The sequence below is a fragment of the Aminiphilus circumscriptus DSM 16581 genome (assembly GCF_000526375.1).
Taxonomy (GTDB): Bacteria; Synergistota; Synergistia; order Synergistales; family Aminiphilaceae; genus Aminiphilus; species Aminiphilus circumscriptus.
The window spans coordinates 112,550-133,521 of the sequence record NZ_JAFY01000007.1; the positions used below are offsets into that span (position 1 = coordinate 112,550).

Below are 20,972 nucleotides of genomic sequence, written 5' to 3' on the forward strand. Positions count from 1 at the left end.
TATGACCCCTTTCTCCAGAAATTTCCCAATTTCAAGGGAAAAGTGCTACAATACGCGCCATGAGTGAAAATCTCTCCGTCGAAATGGACCGCTATCTGGAGCACCTGCGCTTCTCTCTGGGACGTTCGGATCATACCGTGACCAACTACGCGGTCGATCTCGCCCAGTTCTGCGAGTTTCTTCTCCAGCAGGGGCTTGAAGACGTGGAGGAGATCACGTCCTCCCATGTCCGTGCTTTTCTTCGGGACATCATGGGATTCGGATACGCGAAGACCAGCGCGGCGAGGAAACTCTCCGCCGTGCGGAGCTGGTTCGCCTTTCTCCAACGGAACGGAAGAGTGGCTTCCAACGCGGCGGCATCCGTGCGGAGTCCCAAGCTGCCTCAGCGTCTTCCCCGGGCGCTCTCCCGGGAAGACGCGGCGCGTCTCGTCGAAGAGGGGCCGCGCGGGGAGGAGTTTCATCGCGACCGGGCGGTGTTGGAACTGTTGTACGGTTGTGGCCTGCGCGTGGCCGAACTCGCCGCGCTCGAGTGGGAGGACGTGCAGCTTGAGGAGCGGTGGATTCGCGTGCGCGGCAAGGGGGACAAGGAGCGCATGGTTCCCATGGGGCGCATTGCTCGGGATGCCCTTCTGGAATTGCCCCTCCCGCCTTCGGGGGAGCGGTGTGGGCCGCTCTTTCCGGGTGAGGAGGGTGGAAAACTTTCAGTGCGCACCGTGCACCGCATCGTCACCCGAGCCGCCCGGATCGTCGGGCTCGCGGGTGTGACACCCCACGTGCTGCGCCATTCCTTTGCGACGCACATGCTTGAGGGGGGTGCGTCGCTTCGGGTGCTTCAGGAACTCTTGGGCCACGAAAGCCTCGTGACGACCCAGAAATATCTCAGGATCACCGCGGAGCAGATGCGCCGGAGCTACAGCGCGGCCCATCCCCGCGGGGGAGGAGCGGACGAACATGTTTGAGGGGACGACGATTCTCTGCGTGCGGATCCGGAACCGCGTCGCCATGGTGGGAGACGGACAGGTCACGTTGGGAAACCAGGTTGTCAAGGCGGGGGCGCGAAAGGTACGGCGTCTCTACCGCGGCACGGTGCTCGCGGGATTCGCCGGAAGCACCGCCGATGCCATGACGCTGCTGGAGCGCTTTGAAAAGTTTCTGGAGGAGCATTCGGGAAATCTCATGCGGGCCGCCGTGACCATGGTTCGGGAATGGCGTACCGACCGGGCTCTTCGCAGGCTAGAGGCGATGATGCTCGTGGCGGACCGGGAGCAGACGCTTCTGCTCTCCGGCGCGGGGGATGTCCTGGAACCTGAAGGATACGCCGCGTCCATCGGTTCCGGCTCCGGCTTCGCCCTTGCTGCGGCGAGGGCGCTCTGCGAAGCCGCGGAATGGCCCGCGGAGGAGATAGCCCGCCGCTCTCTGGAGATCGCGGGGGATCTGTGCATCTACACCAACAAGAACATCACCGTGGAGGTGATCGACGCGTGATACGACAGGAAGGACGGGACTTCTCCCCCCGGGAGATCGTCGCCTATCTCGATAGATACGTCATCGGCCAGGAAAAGGCCAAACGCGCCGTGGCGATCGCCTTGAGGAACCGCCTGCGCAGGCGGCGTCTTCCCGAGGAGGCGGCCAGGGAGATCGCTCCCAGGAACATCCTCATGGTCGGTCCCACGGGGGTGGGTAAGACGGAGATCGCCCGCCGCCTCTCGCACCTGGTGAACGCCCCGTTCGTCAAGGTGGAGGCCACCAAGTACACCGAAGTGGGCTATGTGGGGCGCGATGTGGAATCCATGATCCGCGATCTCGTGGAGACGGCGGTGCAGATGGTGAAGGAGCGGAAGGTCGAAGAGGTCCGTGAGGTCGCGAAGGTGCGCGCCGAGGACCGACTGCTTGATGCTCTTCTTCCCCGGCCTCGTTCCGCGGTCTCCCGTGTTCCCGAGTTCTTTCGTCTCTTCGGCGGTCAGCAGGAAGAGGCCGCCCAGGCGAGTACACCTTCCCCCCAGACGCCGGAGGAGGAACAGCGCTTCGCCGCGACCCGGGAACGACTTCGGGAGATGCTGCGCAACGGCAGGCTCGAGGACCGGGAGGTGGAAATCGAGGTGACGGAGGTGCCCAAGCTCGGCATGCCCCTGTTGGGGGGTGCCGGCATGGAGGAGATGGGCATGAACCTCAACGAGATGCTCGGCGGCTTGCTGCCCAAGAAATCCCGACGGCGCCGCGTCAGCGTCGCCGAGGCGCGGCGCATTCTCGAGGCGGAAGAGGCGGAAAAGCTCGTGGACATGGAGGCCGTTACCAGGGAAGCCCTCGAAAAGGCACAGGAGGAAGGCATCGTCTTTCTCGACGAACTGGATAAGGTTGCGGCTGGAGAGGGCCGTGGGGCCGGACCGGACGTGAGCCGCGAGGGCGTTCAGCGGGATCTCCTGCCCATCGTGGAGGGATGTACGGTGCAGACCAAGTACGGCCCGGTCACGACGGATCACATCCTGTTCATCGCCGCCGGGGCCTTCCACAAGGTCAAACCGTCGGATCTCGTTCCGGAGCTGCAGGGAAGACTTCCCATAAGGGTTGAGCTCGATTCTCTCGGCGAGGAGGAGCTGTTCCGCATTCTTCGGGAGCCCGAACACAGCCTTGTACGCCAGTATCAGGCCCTGCTCGGCACGGAGGGGGTGGAACTTCTCTTCGAAGAAGGAGCGCTGCGCGCCATCGCCAAGTTTGCCACGGCGGCGAACCGCGACATGGAGAACATCGGTGCCCGGCGGCTCGCCACCATTATGGAACTTCTTCTGGAGGAAATCAGTTTCGATGCGCAGGAGTTGGCCGGCAGCACGGTCCGCGTGGATGTCCCTTTTGTGGAGGAGCGCCTGCGGGATGTGGCGGCGGACAAGGACATGCGGAACTACCTTCTCTAGAAAAGGGAATAACGAGGCATTCGAGAATCGCGGGAAGGGCACGCACGACGAGGAAAATCATGCCGGAAGTCCCGAGTGGGGCCGTTGTGAACGACACGTTTACGAGAAGAAGAAATTAGGAGGGACATGCCGTGACGATGAACACTCCAAAGGAACTCATTGAGTCGAGAGCGAAGATCCTGAATCCTTCGGCCATGCAGGATCTGCTCGAGAAGACCCGTCTCGTGAGCCGGGCACTGCAGAACAGAAGGGACCATCGGGCCTATCCGGATTACCAAAAGCTCTCCAAGCTTCTGTGCGATCTTGCGGCGGCCAACGTGTATCTCATCAGCCGGGAGGGGCGCATCCTCGGGTATGCCTGGGTGAGTGAGTACGACTGTCCCATTATGGCGAACCTGCTCGAAAAGAACAGCATGCCCGATTCCTATGTGGAGAAACTCAACCAGTATCACGAATCGGTGCTCAACCACACGGACCACGGGCTGTGTGCCTATGCGGACCATCCCTGTACCTACTCCAACAAGCACGTGCTCTACGTTCCCATCACGGGCGGGGCAGAGCGCCTGGGGACCCTGATTCTTGCGCGGTTCGGCCAGCCCTTTGACACGAGGGATCTCGTCCTCGCAGAATATCTCGCCACCGTGGTGGGACTGGAGATTCTCCACGAGCGGACTCGTTCCATCGAGGAACGCGCCCGGGAGCGTCTGGTGGTGCAGATGGCCATGCGTGCCCTTTCCTATTCCGAGGTGGAGTCGGTGCGGCACATCGTGCGGGAGCTCGGGGGCCCCGAAGGAGTTGTTGTGGCGAGCCGCGTGGCGGATCGCGTCGGCGTGACCCGGAGCGTCATCGTCAATGCCCTGCGCAAGCTGGAGAGCGCCGGAATCATCGAAAGCCGGAGCCTCGGCATGAAGGGAACGTACATCCGCGTTCTGAGCGCGCTTTTTCTGGAGGAACTGGGCATTTTCGAGGAGTGATCCGACAACCCCCGCCACAGAGGTTTTGTGACGTTTTGTCCCAGCTTTTCCCCGGTGGGATCTCCGACGTTTCGGCAGATCCCACCGGGCGTTTTTCTTCGGGAGAGGACAAGCCTGTTCCCCTTTCTCCGTATCGGGATCCGGCGAAAAGGAAGATCCCGGGAGCGATTCGCCTTTCAAGAGAAGCAAAGACGCTGCCGATACACAAAAGGGTTCGATGAGATCCGTTCATCTTTGAATCGTTCGGGAGGGAGTTTCATGCAGAGGGACATGACCTGGGATGTCATCGCGAAGGATGTCGAAGGATTGTCTCGCCGGTTCGAGGCGGTCTCCCAGAACATGGCCAACGGCAACACCCCGCGGTATGCCCGCCGGGAGGTCTCCTTCGAGGACCAGTTGAAAGAACTCATCGACGGTCCCACGAAGCTGCCTCTTGCCGTGACCGACACGAAGCACATTCCGCGGCGTCCTCTTTCCGTAAACGACGTAGTTCCCGAGGAGTCCCGGATCTACGACGAGTGGTACCGCCTCGACGGAAACAATGTTGATCCCGAGCGGGAGAACGCCCTTCTCAACCAGACGAGGATGGGATATACCGCCATGAACAGGATGCTCGGGCGAAAGTTCGGTCTGTACAAGGCTGTCATAGGAGGCCGATGATGCGCGTCTTTCACTCCTTGAACGTGGCGGGAAGCGCTCTTACGGCGCATCGTCTCTGGATGGACACGATTTCGGAAAATCTTGCCAACGTGAATACCACGCGCTCCGGCGACGGAGGCCCCTATGTGCGGAGAGTTCCTGTTTTTGCGGAACGCCTCGACCGCGAGCTTTCTCCCAATTCCGCGTCGGGTGGAGTGAAGGTGACCGCCATCGCGCAGGATCCCCTTCCGCCCCGTCTGGTGTACCAGCCGGAACATCCCGACGCGAACGAGGAAGGATATGTGGCCTATCCGAACGTGAACGTGGTGCGGGAGATGACGGACATGATCGTGGCCAGCAGGGCTTACGAGGCGAGCCTTTCCATCGTGGACACGGGAAAGGCTATGTGGAACAGTGCCTTGGAAGTGCTCAAAGGATAGATATTGGGACTTTGGGATCAGTTAAAAATAAGGCTTTCGATTCGGGGGGGTGAGGCAGTCCCCCCTGCTTTTTTTTCGCTTTTTCTGGTAAATTACCGGAGTATTGCCTTTGGAGAAAGAGCGACAGGGGAGAGTCTTTTGCGGTAAATGTCAGTCTGATGTGGTATCATAGTGTAAATCTGTACATGCGTATTTCCGGGAGGAGAGGCGAACATGAGTGTCGTCACCCTGAATTTGCTTGACAGAACACTTCCCTTCGGGGACGAGGGGAAGGGGGGCGCGGTTCAGAAGAAGGATGAGGGAGCCAAAAGTGGAACCACCTTCGCCGCAGTCCTCAAGGAGAGTATGGAGAACGTGAACGACCTGCAGCATGTGGCGGACGAGAAGACGCGAAAGCTGGCACTGGGCGAAGTGAACGACATTTCCGAGGTGGTTGTCGCCGCGTCCGAGGCGGAGATGTCCCTGCGGTTGTTCATGGAGATCCGGAACAAACTGGTGGATGCCTATCAGCAGATCGCCAGAATGCCGGTCTGACGAACGCTCATGGAACGGATCAGGCAGTTCTTCTCCAGGATACGGGTTTTTTGGGAGTCCCTTGTTCCGTGGCAGCGGTATTCTCTGCTCGGGGCGTCTGTGCTCGTGGTGGCCGCCATCGTCCTCCTCGTGCTTTGGTCGGGAAGGACAGCCTACGATCCCCTCTTTTCCGGGCTTGAGGTGGACGACCAGGCCTCTATCGTGGCGATCCTTCGGGAGCAGAAGATTCCTTACCGGCTGGATCCCGTGGCCAACGCCATTCTCGTTCCCCGGGACGTGGTCCATGAGGTGCGGCTGAATCTCGCCTCCTCGGGGCTTCCCAAGGGGGGTGTCGTGGGCTTCGAGATCTTCGATCGGGCCAAGATGGGCATGAGCGATTTTCAGCAGCGCATCACCTACCTCCGGGGACTGGAGGGGGAACTGGCGCGGACGGTCCTGCAGATCGACGCCGTGGAGTATGCGAAGGTCAACATCGTCATTCCCGAGCAGCGCCTTTTCCTTGAACAACAGCAGCCCTCCACCGCCTCCGTCCTCGTCCGGCTGAAACAGGGGAAAAAGGTCGGTCCGGAACAGGTGCGTTCCATCGTCCACCTCGTCGCTCACAGCGTCGAGGGTCTTCGTGCCGACGACGTCACCGTGGTGGACACGGCGGGTAATGTCCTCTCCGACATGATCGCCGATGAAAATTTCATCTTTGCGGGAAGCGATGGCCTGGGCTCTTCCGTCTCCTCGGTACAGCGAGAGCTCGAGCGGCAACAGGAACAGGAATTCGAGCGCAAGCTTCGCGTCATGCTGGAGCGGGTTTTCGGCCCCGGCAAGGCCGTGGTGCGCGTCCGGGTGGAACTTGATTTCGACAAGCGGAAAGTTTCCACCAGGGAATTCATCCCCGGTCCTACCGGCAAAGGCGTCGTGCGGAGTCAGCAGGATATGGAAGAAACGTACACGGGGCCAGGCAGTGTCCCCGGGGCGCCCCCGGGAACGACCACGAATATCCCGGGGTATGCCATCACGGGACAGCAACAGGGAAACAGCGAATACGCCAAGACGGAATCCACGAAGAACTACGAGATCACCACCCGGGAAGAAGAGCAGGTGGGGACGCCGGGAACGGTGAAACGGGTCTCCGCCTCGGTTCTCGTGGACGGCACGCTCTCGGACGAACAGCTGGGTGGACTCAAGGAGGCCGTTGCGGCGGCCATCGGTATCGACGAGGTTCGGGGAGACAAGCTCGTCATCCAGCCCATGCCCTTCTCCACCTCTTTTGTGGACAACCTTCTCGCCCAGCTCCAGGAGCAGCGGCGACAGCAGCTCCTCATGGGCATGATCGCGCTCGCGCTCGTGCTTGTGGGGGCGGTCGGCGTGGCTCTTTGGTGGATGCGCCGCCGCCGGCGGCTCCTCCTCGAACAGGCGGCTGGAGGCGAGGAAGGAAAGGTGCCGAGCCTGAGAGAGCTCATGGAAAACCCTGATCTGATGGCCGGACAGAGTGAAGTCGTCGTTCTGGAAGAACAGCTTCGCATCTATGCGATGAAGAACCCCGAGGATGTCGCTGCAGTCATCAAGAATTGGCTGGCTGAGGAATAGCCGCCTGGGAGAGGAAGGGAATCCATGGCCAAAAAAGAACTGAGGGGGAGAGACAAAGCTGCCATCCTCTTGGTTTCTCTGGGCCCTGAAGTGGCAGGACTCATCTACAAGCAGCTCGACGAGGGGACCATCGAGTTGCTTACACTCGAAATCGCCAACCTGCGGAAAATCACTCCGGATGTCAAACTCCAGGTCCTTAAAGAGGCCCAGGAGCTGCTCATGGCCAAGGAATTCCTTTCCCAGGGGGGTGTGGATTACGCACGGTCGCTCCTGGAGCAGGCCCTCGGATCCGAGCGCGCCCAGGAAATCCTCCGGCGCATCACCGCGAGCCTTCAGGTCCGCCCCTTCGACTTCATGCGCCACACCGACGCGCAACAGGTTCTTAGCTTCATCCAGGGAGAGCATCCCCAGACTATCGCCCTCATTCTCTCCTATCTCGTTCCCGAACAAGCTGCGGCGATCATGGGCGGCCTGCCCGCCAACATTCAGTGGGATGTGACGCGGCGTATCGCCACCATGGACAGGATCACTCCGGAAGTCCTGCGGGAGGTGGAGCGGGTGCTGGAGCGAAAACTCAGCAGTGTTCTCGGCCAGGATTTCACCATTGCCGGAGGCATCGAAGCTGTGGTGGACATTATCAACCGTGTGGATCGGGGTACGGAGCGGAACATCATGGAAATGCTCGAGGAAAAGGACCCCGACTTGGCGGAGGAAATCAAGCGGCGCCTCTTCGTCTTCGAGGATGTGATCGGACTGGACGACCGCTCGCTTCAGCGCGTCCTCCGGGAAGTGGACATCAAGGACCTCTCCCTCGCCCTCAAGGGAGCCACGGAGGAGTTGCGGCAGAAGTTCTTCAAGAACATGTCCAAACGAGCCTCCGAAATGTTGGTGGAGGACATGCAGTTCATGGGTCCCGTTCGCGTCCGGGACGTGGAGGAGGCCCAGCAGAAGATCGTCAACGTCATCCGCGCTCTCGAAGATGCCGGAGAGATCGTCATCGCCCGAGGTGGAGAGGAAGAGCTGATTGTCTAGCGGAACCGGTCGCCAGCGTCTTTTCCGGGCGGTACGCCTTCTTCCGGAGGCGGTCAAGGTGGGAAGCCCCCTGCCGAAGGGGAAGACGGCGCCGGAGGAGGCGTGTCCCGTCTCCGGAGCCGAGGAGAGGGGAGAGCAGGCGGCGGCTCTTCGCGCCGAAAAGGAGCGGCTCGGACTTCAGGAGAAGCTTCGCCGGGCGGAAGAAGCCCTGGTGGAGGCGCGCAAACACGCCACGTCCCTGGAGCAGGAGGTCGTGAAACAGCGCAGGGATGCGGAGGCAAGGCTGGAGAAGCTCAAGGCCGATCTGGAATCCCGGCTCGAGGAACAACGGGAGGATGCGCGTCGCACGGGGCATGACGAGGGCTATTCCGAAGGGTATGCCCGGGGGCGGAACAAGGCGTTCCAGGAAGTCCGGGAGGAATACGCGGAGCGCTTCGCCTCCCTGGCGGAACAGATTGACGGTGTCCACGGCGAGCTTCGGCGGAATCTGGAAGAGCTTGCGGAAGCGAACCAGCTCCGGTTGATCCGGCTGTGGAGTGTCGTGCTCGAACGTTTGCTCCATCGCCAGGTGGAACTCAACGAGGCCACGGTGATGACGCTTCTGCGCCAGGTGCTTCTCCGGGTGAGTGATCGGGAGCGCCTGGTGGTGTATCTTCACCCCGAGGATGCCGTCTCGGTGCGGGAACGGCGGGACGAGTTCGCCGACATTCTCCGGGGGATCCGCCATATCGAGTTCGTCGGGGACGAGAACGTGGATCGGGGAAGTTGTCTGGTGGAGACGAATCTCGGCGTGTACGACGCACGGTGGAGGACTCAGCTCGAACAGATTTCCCGGGAGGTTGACGGCGTTCTTCTGGAAGGACTTTCCTCCGGAGGCGCGCCCGCTCCTGCGGGACGGGAGGATTCCGCCGAGGACGGCGGGGCGTAGCCATGGGAAAGGATCTGTTGGGCGTCCTCGAGGTGCGTTTGGACCGGAGCGACTGGATCCGCGTCAACGGAAGAGTCGTTCAGGTCGTGGGGCTCGTCATCGAGTCTCAGGGGCCGGATGTGCAGGTGGGGGATCTCTGCGAGATCCGCTTTCGCAGGCGGAACAGCGTGCTCCGTGCGGAAGTGGTGGGTTTTCGGGGCGATCGGGTGTTGCTCATGCCGCTCGGAGACATTCAGGACATCGGTCCGGGGTGCGATGTGGTGGCCATGGGGCGAAGCCTCGGCGTTCATGTGGGGAGCGGTCTCCTCGGCAGGGTTTTGGATGGACTGGGGCGTCCCATCGACGAAAAGGGTCCCGTGGCGGTCTCCGGCTTCTACCCCCTTCACGCTGCGCCGCCGCACCCGCTGCGCCGGCAGCACATTTCGAAACCGCTCTCCGTGGGCGTCAAGGTCATGGATGGTCTGCTGACCCTGGGGCAGGGGCAGCGTGTGGGCATCTTCTCCGGTTCAGGCGTCGGCAAGAGCACTCTTCTCGGAATGATGGCCCGCAACACCGAGGCGGATGTGAATGTCATCGGCCTTGTGGGAGAACGGGGACGGGAAGTCAAGGAGTTCCTCGACAACGATTTGGGAGTGGAGGGCCTCAAGCGTTCCGTCGTGGTGGTGGCCACGTCGGACCAACCGCCCCTCGTGCGTCTCAAGGCGGCGCTCACTGCCACGACGATCGCGGAATACTTCCGCGACCAGGGAGAGAACGTCCTGCTCATGATGGATTCCATCACCCGCGTCGCCATGGCGCAGCGTGATTCGGGACTGGCCGTGGGAGAGCCTCCCGCCACACGCGGGTACACGCCTTCGGTATTTGCCTTTCTGCCCCGTCTTCTCGAGCGGGCCGGCGCGGGAGAGCGGGGAAGCATCACCGCCATCTACTCGGTTCTCGTGGAGGGCGATGACATGAACGAGCCCGTGGCGGACACGGTGCGGGGCATTCTCGACGGACACATCGTTCTCTCCCGCCAGATCGCCGCGAGAAACCACTACCCTGCGGTGGATGTCCTCCGAAGCATCAGCCGTGTGATGCCCGGCGTGGTTTCGGAGGAGCAAATGGCGGCGGCCACGACGATACGGGAAGTCCTCTCCGTGTTCGAGGATGCCCAGGATCTGGTCAACATCGGTGCGTACAAGACCGGAAGCAATCCGAAAATAGACTGGGCGCTGGAATACATCGACCGGGTGCAGGATTTTCTCCGTCAGGGTATTCAGGAGCGGTTCTCCTTCGAGGAGACCGTGCGGACTATGGAATCCCTCGTGCCGAGCCTCCAGGAGGCGAGGAGATAGACTATGATGCAGAAGATCCGGAGATTTCGACGTATCCTTTCGACGAAAATCCAAGAGGAACAGATCGTTCAGGTGGAACTTTCCGAGCGGCTCACGGCGGAGCAGAACGTGCTCGCCCAGCTCGACGGATTGAAGCTGGAGCGCCAGCGCGCCCTGGACGAGTTCGTGACCCAGGTCGGGCGAGTGTTCTCCCCCAGGGATCTCTGGCATCAGCGGCAGCATATCGAGTGCATCGACACGGATATGGAGTGCAAGGAGCGGGAATTGGCCACCCTGCGCCGTGCCATTGAAGAGACCAAGGTGCGTCTCCTTGAGCGGCACCGCGAGGTGCGCATGCTGGAGAATTACGTGGAAAAGCTCCAGGCCGCGGATACGGCGGTGCGGCTCTCGACGGCGCAGAACGAGTTGGACGATCTCACCTGCATGCGTTTCAACACCACTCGGGAGGAATTTCCATGCGACCCAGTCTCGCGAACGTGAATCGTGTTCTCGCCCGAATCGAGGAAATTCAGAACCGCTTTTCTCCTTCCGGAGGCTCCGACATGCCGCTGGAACGTTTGCGGGAAGGCGTTTCGCCGGGGAATTTCGAGCGCGCCCTCGAAGAGGCGCGAAAGAAGGAGAAAACCCAGGGGAAGGACAGAAACCGTGCTTTGCAACATGTCCTCGCCTCGGACAGCCCGGGACTCGCCGACGGTGAAGGAATTTTCGACAGGGACGAGGTGCTTCTCTCGGAGGAAAGACGTGGCGGAGTGACGTGGCAAGCAGCTCTCCCTGCAACCGCAGGAGCGTACGGTCTCGATCCGGCCCTTGTCCGGGCGGTGATCCGCATGGAGTCGGGAGGCAATTCGAGGGCGGTCTCGCCCAAGGGGGCTCAGGGACTCATGCAGCTCATGCCGGGAACGGCAAAAATGCTGGGAGTCCAAAATGCCTTCGATCCCATTGAAAACATGGATGGAGGCGTCCGCTACCTTGCTTCAATGCTGCAGCGATATGACGGTGACATGGAGAAGGCGCTTGCGGCGTACAACGCTGGTCCAGGAAGAGTGGATGCCTGTGGCGGCATTCCGGCCATCCCGGAGACGCAGCGATACGTCCGGAATGTGCTGGCTCTTTACAGGAAACTGAAGGAGGAGGAATAGGTTCATGGCGGATCCGATGCGGGATTCCTCCGAAGAGAGAATCGACGAACCGAGGCCCTCGCCGAAGGTTCCCAAGAGCGCCGGAGGGAGCTCCAAGGCGAAGAAAAAGTCCCGCGGACGCGGATGTGCCATGTTTCTTCTGTCACTTCTTCTTCTGGGAGGAACCCTTTCCGGTCTGCATCTGGCCGGTGTGTGGGATGCGCGCACGGTCCTCTATCCGTTGCTTCCCCAGATTCCTCTGGTCGGAGAACAGCTTTCGGATGCCTTCGGCGTGCCTCCCCGTTATGCCCTCACCGTCGCGGAACGTCGCGCCCTCGAAATCGAGGAGCGGGAGCAGCTGCTCGCCCTGCGGGAGGCGGAACTCAACGCTCTCCGGACCGCGTCGGAAGCCATCTCCGCGGATCTCCTCGCCAGAGCGGAAGCGCTCGGAAGGCAGGAGGCGCTTCTGGCGGAACAGTTGGCGCAGCAGCCGACACAGGATGGGCCGGACGCGGAGGAAAAGAACATCGAGGACCTTCTCCGAACCTACCAGGAAATGTCTCCCCGCAACGCCGCCCAGATCATGCAGGATCTCCGGGAGGATCTGGCGGTGACGCTCCTCTCCCGCATGCCCCAGGATCAGGCGGCGGCAATCCTCGCCAAGATGGACAGCCCGAAGGCGGCCCGCCTCACGGAGCGGCTGGCGACTCTCAAGCGGTAACCCTGCGGTTTCGAAGCATCCTTGTCTTTATGCCGCGTGACGTGTTCGACCTGGAAGAACCGGAACCCCGCTTTTGTCGGACAACACCGGAGAGGGTGGATTTTTTTCTTGTGAAAGCGCTTTCCTCCGGGGTGTTTCCTTTTGTTCCGTCGTCTCGGTTTGGTGCATATTCTGCATATTCAATCAAGTCTGCTCTTCCTCCGGGAGCAGTGTGTTGCTTTCGCCGGCGGGGTGATTTCGGCCTCGTCGCTTCGATTTTCCCCTTGTCCGGCTCCTCTTCCCTCCTCGCCTCGTTCTTCTGAAGCATTCCATGGGATAAAGTCCCGCTTCGAAATGCCGATACCAACTACGAGGCATTCGAAGAGTCAGTCCAATGTGTTTGTTCACGCGCAGTGCCTGCCACGGATGGTCGGGCTTTGAAACGGCAAGGGAATGCGGCTTGACCGACATGACAATCATCTCAGGAGGCCGCCATGATACGATCTCTGTGGACAGGCGTGAACGGCGTGGTTGGGCATCAGACCTATCTCGACGTGATCGGCAATAACGTGGCCAACGTGAATACCGTTGGTTTTCGCAAATCCTCCCCGGTCTTCTCCGATCTCCTTTCGGACCTGATGCGTGGCGCCACCGGCCCCCAGGGCAATGTGGGCGGTGTGAGCCCCATGCAGGTCGGCTTGGGGTCTCTCGTTACCGCCATCGATGTGAGCCAGGCTGCCGGAACTCTTTCCCTCACCGACAGTCCCACGGATATCGCCATCTCGGGGTCCGGCTTTTTTGTCGTCCAGAATGAACAGGGACAGTTTTACACCAGGGCGGGGAATTTCGTCGCCGATGGAGAAGGGTATCTCGTGCAGTCCGGGACGGGAAACTACCTGATGGGGACGAGAATCGGCGACGGAAGTGTTCCGGGAACTCCCGGCGGACTTGAACCGGTGAAAATTCCCGTGCCGTCCGAAACGGGAGATTCGGAGTACACCCTCCCTCCCAAAGCGACGGGGGGCATCCTTTACGCGTGCAATCTCGACGCGGGCATGGCTCTGGGCGATTCCCACGCCACGGAGACGACTGTCTACGACAATCTCGGCAATGTTCATCAAATCCGGGTGACCTGGTCCAAGGCCACGGAAATCGCTCCGGACGGGACGGAGACATGGAAACTGAACCGCTGGACCTGGAAGGCGGAACTGCTCGACGAGGATCCTCCTGTCGAGGTGGGGGCTGGCGAGATCGGATTTTCCGGCGCTTCCGATCCTGCGACGGGAATCGTGGCGGGCGACATCATCCGGGATGGATCGGAGATCGTCACCATCAACGTGCCCTACAGCCCTGTCCCTGATCCCAACAATCCGGGACAGACCGTCACGCCCGAGGCCGGGGAGATCACCCTCGATTTCGGTGGCGGCGGAGATCCACTCGCGGGGATCACTCAATTCGGAAGCTCCAGCACGACCCGTTCCGTCAAGCAGGATGGCTATCCCATGGGATACCGACAGGGAGTGGTCGTCACCGCCGACGGTGTGCTGAACGTGGTGTATTCAAACAACATGGTCAAATCCACCTACCGCATTCCCCTTGCGTTCTTTCGTAATCCCATGGGACTCAAGAGCGAAGGGGACGTCCTCTTTTCTGTAACCGCGAATTCCGGGGATCTGAACCTCCTCTTTCCCGGCGCGGAGAACACGGGAAAGCTTATGGGAGGTGCGCTTGAGGGGAGCAACGGCGATCTGGCCGACTCCTTCTCCGATCTCATCATTTCTCAGCGGAGCTTTCAGGCGAATGCTCGGGTTATCACCACCAGCGATGCTTTCCTGAAGGAAAGCATCGCCATGAAGAAATAACGGGGCCGAACCGTGGCAGAAAGGAGCCCCTGAACATGTCCGTCAATTCCGTCCAGGCACTTTTTCCGGATCCCGCTTCGGCTTCGCCTGCGGGAAAGAGATCCGGCAAGACCCAAAGCGCCTCTTCCGGAGCGGTTTTCGAGACGTTCCTTTCCACTGCGGGGGAGAATCTTTCCCAAAGCGATACCGGGAAGGGGGCAGTTCTCGAAGGATCGCTTGCGGAATCCCATGCTGCTGTTTCGGGGGCTCTTTCGCCGGGGCTCGTCGAGCTGGCGTGGACGTTCTGGACTGGCGACGGAGACGAAGATCCGGCGAAAGAGGTGCTTGCCGATCCCTCGAAGGCGGAAGAGGAGGACGTGTCGTTCGAAGAGGAAACGGGTGCGGGTGCGCTTCGGGATGGTGCGCCGGAGAGTTCGCTTTCCTGCTTGGCGGACGGCGTGGATATCGCCGAGATCGTCGCAGTGCCTGCAACGCCAGGCGGCGTTGAGGTCGCTGCGGAAAATTTGATTGAAGAGGGGAGTGCTGTCGTTCCGTCTCCCCCGGTGCCCGAAAATCAACCTGCGGTTTCGGTCGAAGAACGGCACCGTGATGGAATGGCGGCGGTTTTGGACGAAAACGTGGCCCGTTCGGAAGAAACGGTACTCTCGCAGGCGGGACTTCTCGACGAAGGCGATGACGCTGCGGACAAGGATGCCTCCGGGGTTGTTTTTCCCGAGGGGGGGGCTCGGAGGGCAGACGCAAAGAATGAAGGGAACACCGCTTCGTTGTTGAAAAAGGGAATGCCTCTTTCCAGAGAGAACGACGCTTCCGGAATGCTTCGTTCCGCTGCGGTGCCTGTCCGGGAGGAGGTTGTGAAAAACCTCCCCGAGGGCGCTCTCTCCGGAGGGGCCGAGAGCAAAGAATCTCCGGCGCCGGTTTCGGAATTATCGCTCGAAGATATCGCGAAAACGGTGACGGAGAAGGCAGTTGTGGAGGATGCGCTCCCCCGGAATGCGGCGATGACAGGACGTCCGCTCTTGCCGGACGGCTCCGTTCCGAATGAGGCTCGTCCTAAAAGCGATGAGGGGGCGGGCAAGAGCGTGTCTCAGGAATTGGGACAGACCGCGGCTCGGGAGGTTCCGGAAGCGCATTCCGAAACGGAGCAGCGGAGTGGTGATGCATTTGCCGGAGGACATGAGGGGCAGGGCGCCAGGAACACCGCGACGTCCTCGGCATCGCTCGGAAGGGAGACGGCTTTCGCCTCGCTCCTTGACGGGAGTGCATCCTCCGACATTTCCGGTCCGGCGCGGAGTGTTCCGGGCCCCCTTCCCGGAGAAGGTGCGTCCCTCCCGCTGCAGGGGCGCGGATTCGCGGCTCTGCCCGAGGGGATGACGGAAGTGGTGCGTGTGATTGCCACTGAAGAGGGGCATCGTGCCCGGATTATCGTGGATCCTCCCGCTCTGGGACGCGTGGACGTGACCGTCCAGACCACGGGAAACGGCATGGAGGCGGTGCTCCGGGTGGACAACGAGGCGTTGCGGCAGACCCTGTTGGGCCAGCTCGACCAGTTGCGGCAGGCCCTCGCACAGCAGGGAATCACCGTTGGGCAGCTCAGCGTCGATGTCCGGCAGCAGGAAGAGCAGCAGCACAACCAGAGCGATTCCGGAAAGAGCCGACGGACGAACAGGCTTTCCGGTATGGAAGACGGTGGTTCCGACGAAGACGAGGAACGGAGAACCGTGCGGCTTGACCTCGAGCGGGGCTTGCTGCACTGGATAGCCTGAACGGAAAGGAGCGAACCGACATGTTTCAGACGGCGAGCGTTGCGGGAACGGGAAGTGCTTTCTCCACAAGCAGCGCCAGTTCGAGTGACATAACCAGAACGGTGAAGACCGAACTTGACAAGGACGATTTCCTGAAGCTTCTCATTACGCAGCTTACGCACCAGGATCCGCTGAACCCCATGGAGGACAAGGAGTTCATCGCCCAGATGGCACAGTTCAGCTCCCTTGAGCAGTTGACGAACCTCAACGCGGGGCTGGAGAGCATGACGAACTTCGCCATGACCAACGCGGTGAATTACATCGGAAGAACCGTCACCTTCTACAACAGCGACGGCGAGGAACTTTCCTACAAGGTAACCTCCGTGACCTTCAATCAGGGGGAAGTGACGCTCCATTACGACGGAGGCAGTGTTCCTCTCGAGAACGTCATCGGCGTTGCCTGATGCAGGAGGAGGTTGCCAGGCAAGAAAGCCTGTCGTTCCGTGTTAACCGATTGAAGAGGGAGAGGGTTTTCCCGTGCGCGGCCAGGGAGGAGCAGCGCTCGCAACGGCAAGGGATTGCAGACGAAAACGAAAGAAAATGACTTCATGAGGAGGGTACCGCCATGCTGCGATCTCTGATGGCCGGCGTTACGGGTATCAAGGCTCACACGACCTATCTCGACGTGATCGGCAACAACATCGCCAACGTGAACACCACGGGTTTCAAGAAATCTGTCACGACCTTCCAGGACCTGTTGTACCAGACGGCGAAGGGAGCCACCGCGCCCGACGCCGGAGCGGGACGGGGAGGCATCAACCCCATGCAGGTGGGGCTCGGTGTGAACGTGGCGGCCATCGAAACCATCCACACCCAGGGGAACGTGAGCTACACGGGAAACCGGACGGACTTTGCCATCCAGGGCGACGGGTACTTCGTCGTCAAGGATGGGGGAAATACGTATTATACTCGGGCGGGAGCCTATGTTCTCGATGCGGCGGGCAACGTGGTGAGTTCCGGAACGGGCTACATGCTCCAGGGATACGGCATGTCCCAGGATCCCACGGATCCCACCAAATATATCCAGGGGAGTACCCTCGGAGCCATCAACATTCCCATCGGTCAGAAGATCCCCGCCAAGGAGACCGAACTGGTGGGGTTCCGGTGCAACCTGAACAGCAGCGTTCCCACCTATCTCGCCTCGGGGTTCACCCCTGTGGGAACGCAGCAGAAAGTGACGCTCAACGGAACGCAGTACACCGTGACCTTTGCCGAGAGCGCCGGAAGTCCAACGGCCACGGCGACGGATTTTCTCCGCATCACCTTTGATGGTGCTGGCGGTCTAAATGGGACGCTCCAAATGCAGCTCGATGGTGTGGATGCAGAGGGAAACCCTGTTCTGTCCATCGGTGCCGGTTCGACACCAACTTTGGCGGCGGCCACAACATACGATCCGAATACGGGTCTCCTCACCGTGCAGGATGGCACTGATCGGTGGGAGATGAATCTCTGGGATAACCTTGATATGGAGTACGTTACCTTCAAGGACCCCACCAATCCGAACCTGACCTGGAAGGTTCTCACCGAGTTCGATCCTGCGGCGAATCGCATGAAGATCTGGTACCAGAGCGACAATGGTGCTGGTGGAGTGAGCCCTGTCCCCATGGCCGTGTTCGATACCCTGGCTTCGGGGGCGGGACCGATTCTTTTCAACGATGACGGGACCTTCCGGAGCTACGATTCCAATTCGGCCAACCCCGGCATTGATCCCATCGCATTGGATGACGGTGCGGGCAACACGCTCGATATCTTTCTCGTGGCGAATCCCTCGGGGAGATCCTTCCTGATTCAGCCCTCCGATGGTGGTACGCCTCCCGCGGCGACGGGAGAGACCCTGAGCTCCCTGAACCAGCGCATCTCGAGCATTCACGAGACGAAGATCGACGTGTACGACTCCCTCGGAAACGCCCACACGCTGGAGGTGAGCTGGGAGAAGACCTTCAACAATGAGTGGCGCTGGCGGGCCTGGCTTCCCGACGAACCGGGCATCCCCATCACGGGGAACGAGGGGCTCATCACCTTCGGGCCGGACGGTCGCATCACCGGAACGGGAACCGCCACGATCGATCTGGGCTTCGGCGCCGTCGGGGCCAAGGACACCACGGTGACGCTTGATTTCTCGGGAAAAACGTTTGAAAAGGACGACCTTGAGGGGGTCACCCAGTATGGGTCGGCCTTCACGACGAAGGGATACTATCAGGACGGCTATGCCATGGGCGTTCTCGAGGATTTCGCCGTGGGTGCCGACGGGACCGTGACAGGGGTCTACAGCAACGGCAAGAATCAGCCTATCGCGCGGCTCGCCCTTGCCCTCTTCGCGAATCCCCAGGGCTTGCTCAAGATGGGGGAGACGGTGTTCATGGAGTCTCCCAATTCCGGCGTGGCCCAGATCGTCAATCCTCAGGAAGGCGGAGCCGGCAAGATCGCCGGAAGCTCCCTGGAGATGTCCAATGTGGACCTGGCGGAGGAGTTCGTGAGCCTCATCAAGGGGCAGCGCGGTTTTCAGGCCAACGCGAGGGTGGTCACCACGGGAGACCAGGTTCTCGAAGAACTCATCAACCTGAAACGCTAGGTTTCTCCGCCATTGCCGCGTGTCCTCCGGGCTGGGTGTTGCCGGCGGGCAAGGCAGGCGCAGCCTCTCCGGGGGATGTTCATTGTGGTATGACGTTGCTCTGAAGAGGAATCATCGTTACGATGGAGGGGGTGTTCGCCCCCTCTTTTCCTGGAGGAGGCGATGGAGCGCATGATCGAACTCACGCGGCTCAACGGAAGCATTTTTGTCCTCAACGCGGATCTCGTCGAGACAGTGGAGACCACGCCGGATACAGTGATCCTTCTCTCCAACGGACATCGCTACGTGGTACGGGAGTCCATGGAGGAGGTGACGAAACGGATCCTTGCGTTTCGCCGTCGTGTCATCGATCATCGGGAATTTTCGTCGTCATAGCGTTCTGTTTGCAGAAAACGTTGTCGCAACGTGAAGTTTTTCCGATTCCTCCTTGAAGAGGGGTTGGAGGAAGACCGCCAGTGGATTTCGATGTACAATGAAAACGCAGCAGTTGGGGAGGTGGAGGCGTGGACCTCGCAACCGTAATAGGGTTATCCTTGGCGCTCATTCTCGTCATCGGAGGCATCATCGCCGGCGGTGATCCCGGAGCCTTCGTGGATGTGACGTCGTTGCTCATTACGGGGGGGGGGGACGCTCGGAACGGTCATCATGAGCAACCCCATCGAACGCTTCAAGGATATGGGGAAAATAATCAAAAGAGCTTTCTTTTCCTCGAGCCCGGATTTGGTTGGCCTTGTGCAGACCATGGTGAGCTTCGCCGAGAAAGCCCGGCGGGAGGGGCTGCTCGCCCTGGAGGAGGATGCGAGCCAGTTGGAGGACGATTTTCTGCGCAAGTCCATTCAGCTCGTGGTGGACGGAACGGATCCGGAGCTGGTGAAGGCCATTTTGGACACGGAAATCGGACTTTTGGAGGAACGGCACTCCCAGAACAAGAAGATGTTCGACACCATGGCGGAACTCGCGCCCGCCTTCGGTATGCTGGGAACGCTCATCGGCCTCGTCCTGATGCTCAAGAACCTGGACGATCCCAACGCGCTGGGGCCCGGCATGGCCGTGGCCCTCATCACCACGTTTTACGGTTCCTTCATCGCCAACGTCATCGCCCTTCCCATGTCCAAAAAGCTTAGTGTGCGCACCTCCCAGGAGGTGCTCTCCCGGGAACTCATGGTGGAAGGGGTCCTTTCGATCCAGGCCGGAGAAAATCCGCGCATCGTGGAGGAAAAGCTCAAGGTCTTCCTGCCGCCGGTGATGCGGTTGCTGCTGGAGGAGTCGAAAAAGAAGGACAAGAACGAGGCGGCGTGAGAACGGTTCTTCCGCTTCCGGGTTCGGAAAGGGGATGACGGAGCATGGCGAGAAAGAAGCGACAGGAGGAGACCATCAGCCAAGGTTGGCTTACGACCTATGGCGACATGGTGACGTTGCTCCTGACGTTCTTCGTGTTCCTCTTCGCCTTCTCTACACTGGATGTGCAGAAATTTCAGAAGCTCATTCTTTCCTTCCAGGGAGCCATCGGCGTGCTTCCCGGGGGTAAGACGACACAACCGGACGACCAGATTTTTCAGGCCCATGTTGGAGTGGACGCCGGGGAGGTCCGAAAACAAACTCAGGACATTCTCGATGTGGCGCGGCGGGTCCAGACACTCGTTCGGGAGGAGGGGCTGGAGGGCGAAGTGACCGTCCGGGTCGATCAGCGGGGAGTGACCATCTCCATGACGGAACAGGTGCTTTACGCCAGCGGAAGTGCGGAGATCCGTCCCGAAGGAAAGCGGCTGCTCGCGAAGATCGGCATGATTTTGAAGGATGTGCAGCCTCCCATCGCCGTGGAGGGGCATACGGATTCGGTGCCGTTGCGGGGAGGTGTCTTTGGTGACAACTGGGGGCTTTCCGCGGCGCGGGCGGCTGCGGTGGTCTCCTACTTCGTGGAGAACGTGGGAATCGACCCGAAGCGCCTTCAGGCCGTCGGGTTCGGGCAGCACCGGCCGTTGGTTCCGAACGATACGGACGAGCATCGGGCGCTGAATCGGCGCGTGGACGTGGTGCTCCTCTCCCAATTCTCACAGTGACGCCAATTTTCCCCCAAGGGGAGGTTTCTGCATGAAACGGGTGATCGTCCTCATTGTTGTGGGTGTGGTGGTTCTTCTCGCAGGTATCGGCGGTGGCATCTTCGTGGGACTCAAGTTCTTCTCCCGGCCCGATGTCGTTCCCGGCAGCCAGGGGCTGCCTCCGGGACCGACGGTGCGCCTTGGGGAGTTTACCGTGAATCTCGCGGACAAGGAGCCTCATGTATTGCGCACGACCATCACGCTGGAGGTAACCTCCCAGGAGTCCCTCGCCCTCGTGGCGGATCCGGGATGGCTCAGCAGAATGCGCAACGAGGTCATCCTCGTCGGGAAGGATCGTCGCTACGACGATCTCCGTACCGCCGAAGGGGTTCTCGAGTTCGCTCAGGACGTGAAGCGCCGGCTCAACGCGCTCATGCCCCTCGTCAAGGGGCAGCCCGCGGTTTCGAGGGTGCTCTTCGACGATTTTATCGTGCAGTGAGCCGTT

General features: G+C 60.6%; 22 protein-coding genes. All 22 read left to right on the forward strand.

Annotation, left to right across the window (positions count from 1 at the left end; all coding sequences use genetic code 11):
• Positions 1 to 59: 59 nt before the first annotated feature.
• Entirely contained in the window at positions 60 to 959 is a 900-nt protein-coding gene (locus tag K349_RS0111165) for a tyrosine recombinase XerC (protein ID WP_029165867.1), read from the forward strand.
• Positions 952 to 1,485, forward strand: a complete 534-nt coding sequence (gene hslV, locus K349_RS0111170; protein ID WP_029165868.1) for an ATP-dependent protease subunit HslV — start codon at positions 952 to 954, stop codon at positions 1,483 to 1,485. The genes K349_RS0111165 and hslV overlap by 8 nt, the downstream gene beginning before the upstream one ends.
• Positions 1,485 to 2,909 carry an ATP-dependent protease ATPase subunit HslU gene (gene hslU / locus K349_RS0111175; protein ID WP_476726753.1) on the forward strand — a complete coding sequence of 475 codons (1,425 nt, stop codon included), beginning with the start codon at positions 1,485 to 1,487 and terminating at the stop codon, positions 2,907 to 2,909. Before hslV ends, hslU begins: the two co-directional genes overlap by 1 nt.
• A gap of 137 nt (positions 2,910 to 3,046) precedes the next feature.
• Complete coding sequence (codY, locus tag K349_RS0111180) at positions 3,047 to 3,883, forward strand: GTP-sensing pleiotropic transcriptional regulator CodY (protein ID WP_029165870.1); 837 nt, start codon at positions 3,047 to 3,049, stop codon at positions 3,881 to 3,883.
• A gap of 258 nt (positions 3,884 to 4,141) precedes the next feature.
• Positions 4,142 to 4,543: a flagellar basal body rod protein FlgB gene (gene flgB / locus K349_RS0111185; protein ID WP_029165871.1), complete on the forward strand. Its 402-nt coding sequence runs from the start codon at positions 4,142 to 4,144 to the stop codon at positions 4,541 to 4,543.
• Entirely contained in the window at positions 4,543 to 4,962 is a 420-nt protein-coding gene (flgC, locus tag K349_RS0111190; protein ID WP_029165872.1) for a flagellar basal body rod protein FlgC, read from the forward strand. The genes flgB and flgC overlap by 1 nt, the downstream gene beginning before the upstream one ends.
• Positions 4,963 to 5,175: 213 nt before the next feature.
• Entirely contained in the window at positions 5,176 to 5,496 is a 321-nt protein-coding gene (gene fliE / locus K349_RS17115) for a flagellar hook-basal body complex protein FliE (protein ID WP_029165873.1), read from the forward strand.
• A 9-nt stretch (positions 5,497 to 5,505) separates the two neighbouring features.
• Positions 5,506 to 7,077, forward strand: a complete 1,572-nt coding sequence (gene fliF, locus K349_RS0111200) for a flagellar basal-body MS-ring/collar protein FliF (protein ID WP_029165874.1) — start codon at positions 5,506 to 5,508, stop codon at positions 7,075 to 7,077.
• Positions 7,078 to 7,101: 24 nt separating this feature from the next.
• The gene (gene fliG / locus K349_RS0111205; protein WP_029165875.1) at positions 7,102 to 8,109 is read left to right on the forward strand and encodes a flagellar motor switch protein FliG; all 1,008 of its coding nucleotides are present in this window, start codon (positions 7,102 to 7,104) and stop codon (positions 8,107 to 8,109) included.
• Complete coding sequence (locus tag K349_RS0111210; RefSeq protein ID WP_029165876.1) at positions 8,102 to 9,037, forward strand: FliH/SctL family protein; 936 nt, start codon at positions 8,102 to 8,104, stop codon at positions 9,035 to 9,037. The genes fliG and K349_RS0111210 overlap by 8 nt, the downstream gene beginning before the upstream one ends.
• Positions 9,038 to 9,039: 2 nt before the next feature.
• Positions 9,040 to 10,374 carry a flagellar protein export ATPase FliI gene (fliI, locus tag K349_RS0111215; RefSeq protein WP_029165877.1) on the forward strand — a complete coding sequence of 445 codons (1,335 nt, stop codon included), beginning with the start codon at positions 9,040 to 9,042 and terminating at the stop codon, positions 10,372 to 10,374.
• 3 nt (positions 10,375 to 10,377) lie between these two features.
• Positions 10,378 to 10,854, forward strand: a complete 477-nt coding sequence (gene fliJ / locus K349_RS0111220) for a flagellar export protein FliJ (RefSeq protein WP_029165878.1) — start codon at positions 10,378 to 10,380, stop codon at positions 10,852 to 10,854.
• Positions 10,830 to 11,513, forward strand: a complete 684-nt coding sequence (locus K349_RS0111225) for a lytic transglycosylase domain-containing protein (RefSeq protein WP_029165879.1) — start codon at positions 10,830 to 10,832, stop codon at positions 11,511 to 11,513. The genes fliJ and K349_RS0111225 overlap by 25 nt, the downstream gene beginning before the upstream one ends.
• A gap of 4 nt (positions 11,514 to 11,517) precedes the next feature.
• Entirely contained in the window at positions 11,518 to 12,213 is a 696-nt protein-coding gene (locus K349_RS17120; protein WP_034265691.1) for a MotE family protein, read from the forward strand.
• Positions 12,214 to 12,686: 473 nt separating this feature from the next.
• Positions 12,687 to 14,054 (forward strand): flagellar hook protein FlgE, encoded by a 1,368-nt coding sequence (locus K349_RS0111235; protein ID WP_034265696.1) that lies wholly within the window; start codon positions 12,687 to 12,689, stop codon positions 14,052 to 14,054.
• A gap of 35 nt (positions 14,055 to 14,089) precedes the next feature.
• Complete coding sequence (locus tag K349_RS17135) at positions 14,090 to 15,817, forward strand: flagellar hook-length control protein FliK (protein WP_029165881.1); 1,728 nt, start codon at positions 14,090 to 14,092, stop codon at positions 15,815 to 15,817.
• A gap of 20 nt (positions 15,818 to 15,837) precedes the next feature.
• A complete protein-coding gene (flgD, locus tag K349_RS0111245) occupies positions 15,838 to 16,260 on the forward strand; it encodes a flagellar hook assembly protein FlgD (protein ID WP_029165882.1) in 423 nt (140 codons plus the stop codon).
• A 161-nt stretch (positions 16,261 to 16,421) separates the two neighbouring features.
• A complete protein-coding gene (locus K349_RS0111250; protein WP_029165883.1) occupies positions 16,422 to 18,428 on the forward strand; it encodes a flagellar hook protein FlgE in 2,007 nt (668 codons plus the stop codon).
• A 171-nt stretch (positions 18,429 to 18,599) separates the two neighbouring features.
• On the forward strand, positions 18,600 to 18,803 hold the full coding sequence (locus K349_RS0111255) for a flagellar FlbD family protein (RefSeq protein WP_029165884.1): 204 nt from the start codon (positions 18,600 to 18,602) through the stop codon (positions 18,801 to 18,803).
• A gap of 270 nt (positions 18,804 to 19,073) precedes the next feature.
• Positions 19,074 to 19,727, forward strand: coding sequence for a motility protein A (locus K349_RS17140; protein WP_274703392.1), 654 nt, complete (start codon positions 19,074 to 19,076; stop codon positions 19,725 to 19,727).
• Positions 19,728 to 19,771: 44 nt separating this feature from the next.
• On the forward strand, positions 19,772 to 20,488 hold the full coding sequence (locus K349_RS0111265; RefSeq protein ID WP_029165885.1) for an OmpA/MotB family protein: 717 nt from the start codon (positions 19,772 to 19,774) through the stop codon (positions 20,486 to 20,488).
• A gap of 31 nt (positions 20,489 to 20,519) precedes the next feature.
• Positions 20,520 to 20,966 carry a flagellar basal body-associated FliL family protein gene (locus tag K349_RS0111270; RefSeq protein WP_029165886.1) on the forward strand — a complete coding sequence of 149 codons (447 nt, stop codon included), beginning with the start codon at positions 20,520 to 20,522 and terminating at the stop codon, positions 20,964 to 20,966.
• Positions 20,967 to 20,972 lie beyond the last annotated feature (6 nt).

Bases quoted from the DNA above. Each gene is read 5' to 3' on its own strand.
- K349_RS0111265 (WP_029165885.1), top strand. From the start codon at position 19,772: ATGGCGAGAAAGAAGCGACAGGAGGAGACCATCAGCCAAGGTTGGCTT.
- K349_RS0111225 (WP_029165879.1), top strand. From the start codon at position 10,830: ATGCGACCCAGTCTCGCGAACGTGAATCGTGTTCTCGCCCGAATCGAG.
- fliG (WP_029165875.1), top strand. From the start codon at position 7,102: ATGGCCAAAAAAGAACTGAGGGGGAGAGACAAAGCTGCCATCCTCTTG.
- fliE (WP_029165873.1), top strand. From the start codon at position 5,176: ATGAGTGTCGTCACCCTGAATTTGCTTGACAGAACACTTCCCTTCGGG.
- flgD (WP_029165882.1), top strand. From the start codon at position 15,838: ATGTTTCAGACGGCGAGCGTTGCGGGAACGGGAAGTGCTTTCTCCACA.
- K349_RS17140 (WP_274703392.1), top strand. From the start codon at position 19,074: ATGAGCAACCCCATCGAACGCTTCAAGGATATGGGGAAAATAATCAAA.
- flgB (WP_029165871.1), top strand. From the start codon at position 4,142: ATGCAGAGGGACATGACCTGGGATGTCATCGCGAAGGATGTCGAAGGA.
- flgC (WP_029165872.1), top strand. From the start codon at position 4,543: ATGCGCGTCTTTCACTCCTTGAACGTGGCGGGAAGCGCTCTTACGGCG.
- fliI (WP_029165877.1), top strand. From the start codon at position 9,040: ATGGGAAAGGATCTGTTGGGCGTCCTCGAGGTGCGTTTGGACCGGAGC.
- K349_RS0111270 (WP_029165886.1), top strand. From the start codon at position 20,520: ATGAAACGGGTGATCGTCCTCATTGTTGTGGGTGTGGTGGTTCTTCTC.
- K349_RS0111250 (WP_029165883.1), top strand. From the start codon at position 16,422: ATGCTGCGATCTCTGATGGCCGGCGTTACGGGTATCAAGGCTCACACG.
- codY (WP_029165870.1), top strand. From the start codon at position 3,047: ATGAACACTCCAAAGGAACTCATTGAGTCGAGAGCGAAGATCCTGAAT.
- K349_RS0111255 (WP_029165884.1), top strand. From the start codon at position 18,600: ATGATCGAACTCACGCGGCTCAACGGAAGCATTTTTGTCCTCAACGCG.
- K349_RS0111235 (WP_034265696.1), top strand. From the start codon at position 12,687: ATGATACGATCTCTGTGGACAGGCGTGAACGGCGTGGTTGGGCATCAG.
- fliF (WP_029165874.1), top strand. From the start codon at position 5,506: ATGGAACGGATCAGGCAGTTCTTCTCCAGGATACGGGTTTTTTGGGAG.
- hslV (WP_029165868.1), top strand. From the start codon at position 952: ATGTTTGAGGGGACGACGATTCTCTGCGTGCGGATCCGGAACCGCGTC.
- fliJ (WP_029165878.1), top strand. From the start codon at position 10,378: ATGATGCAGAAGATCCGGAGATTTCGACGTATCCTTTCGACGAAAATC.
- K349_RS0111165 (WP_029165867.1), top strand. From the start codon at position 60: ATGAGTGAAAATCTCTCCGTCGAAATGGACCGCTATCTGGAGCACCTG.
- K349_RS17135 (WP_029165881.1), top strand. From the start codon at position 14,090: ATGTCCGTCAATTCCGTCCAGGCACTTTTTCCGGATCCCGCTTCGGCT.
- K349_RS17120 (WP_034265691.1), top strand. From the start codon at position 11,518: ATGGCGGATCCGATGCGGGATTCCTCCGAAGAGAGAATCGACGAACCG.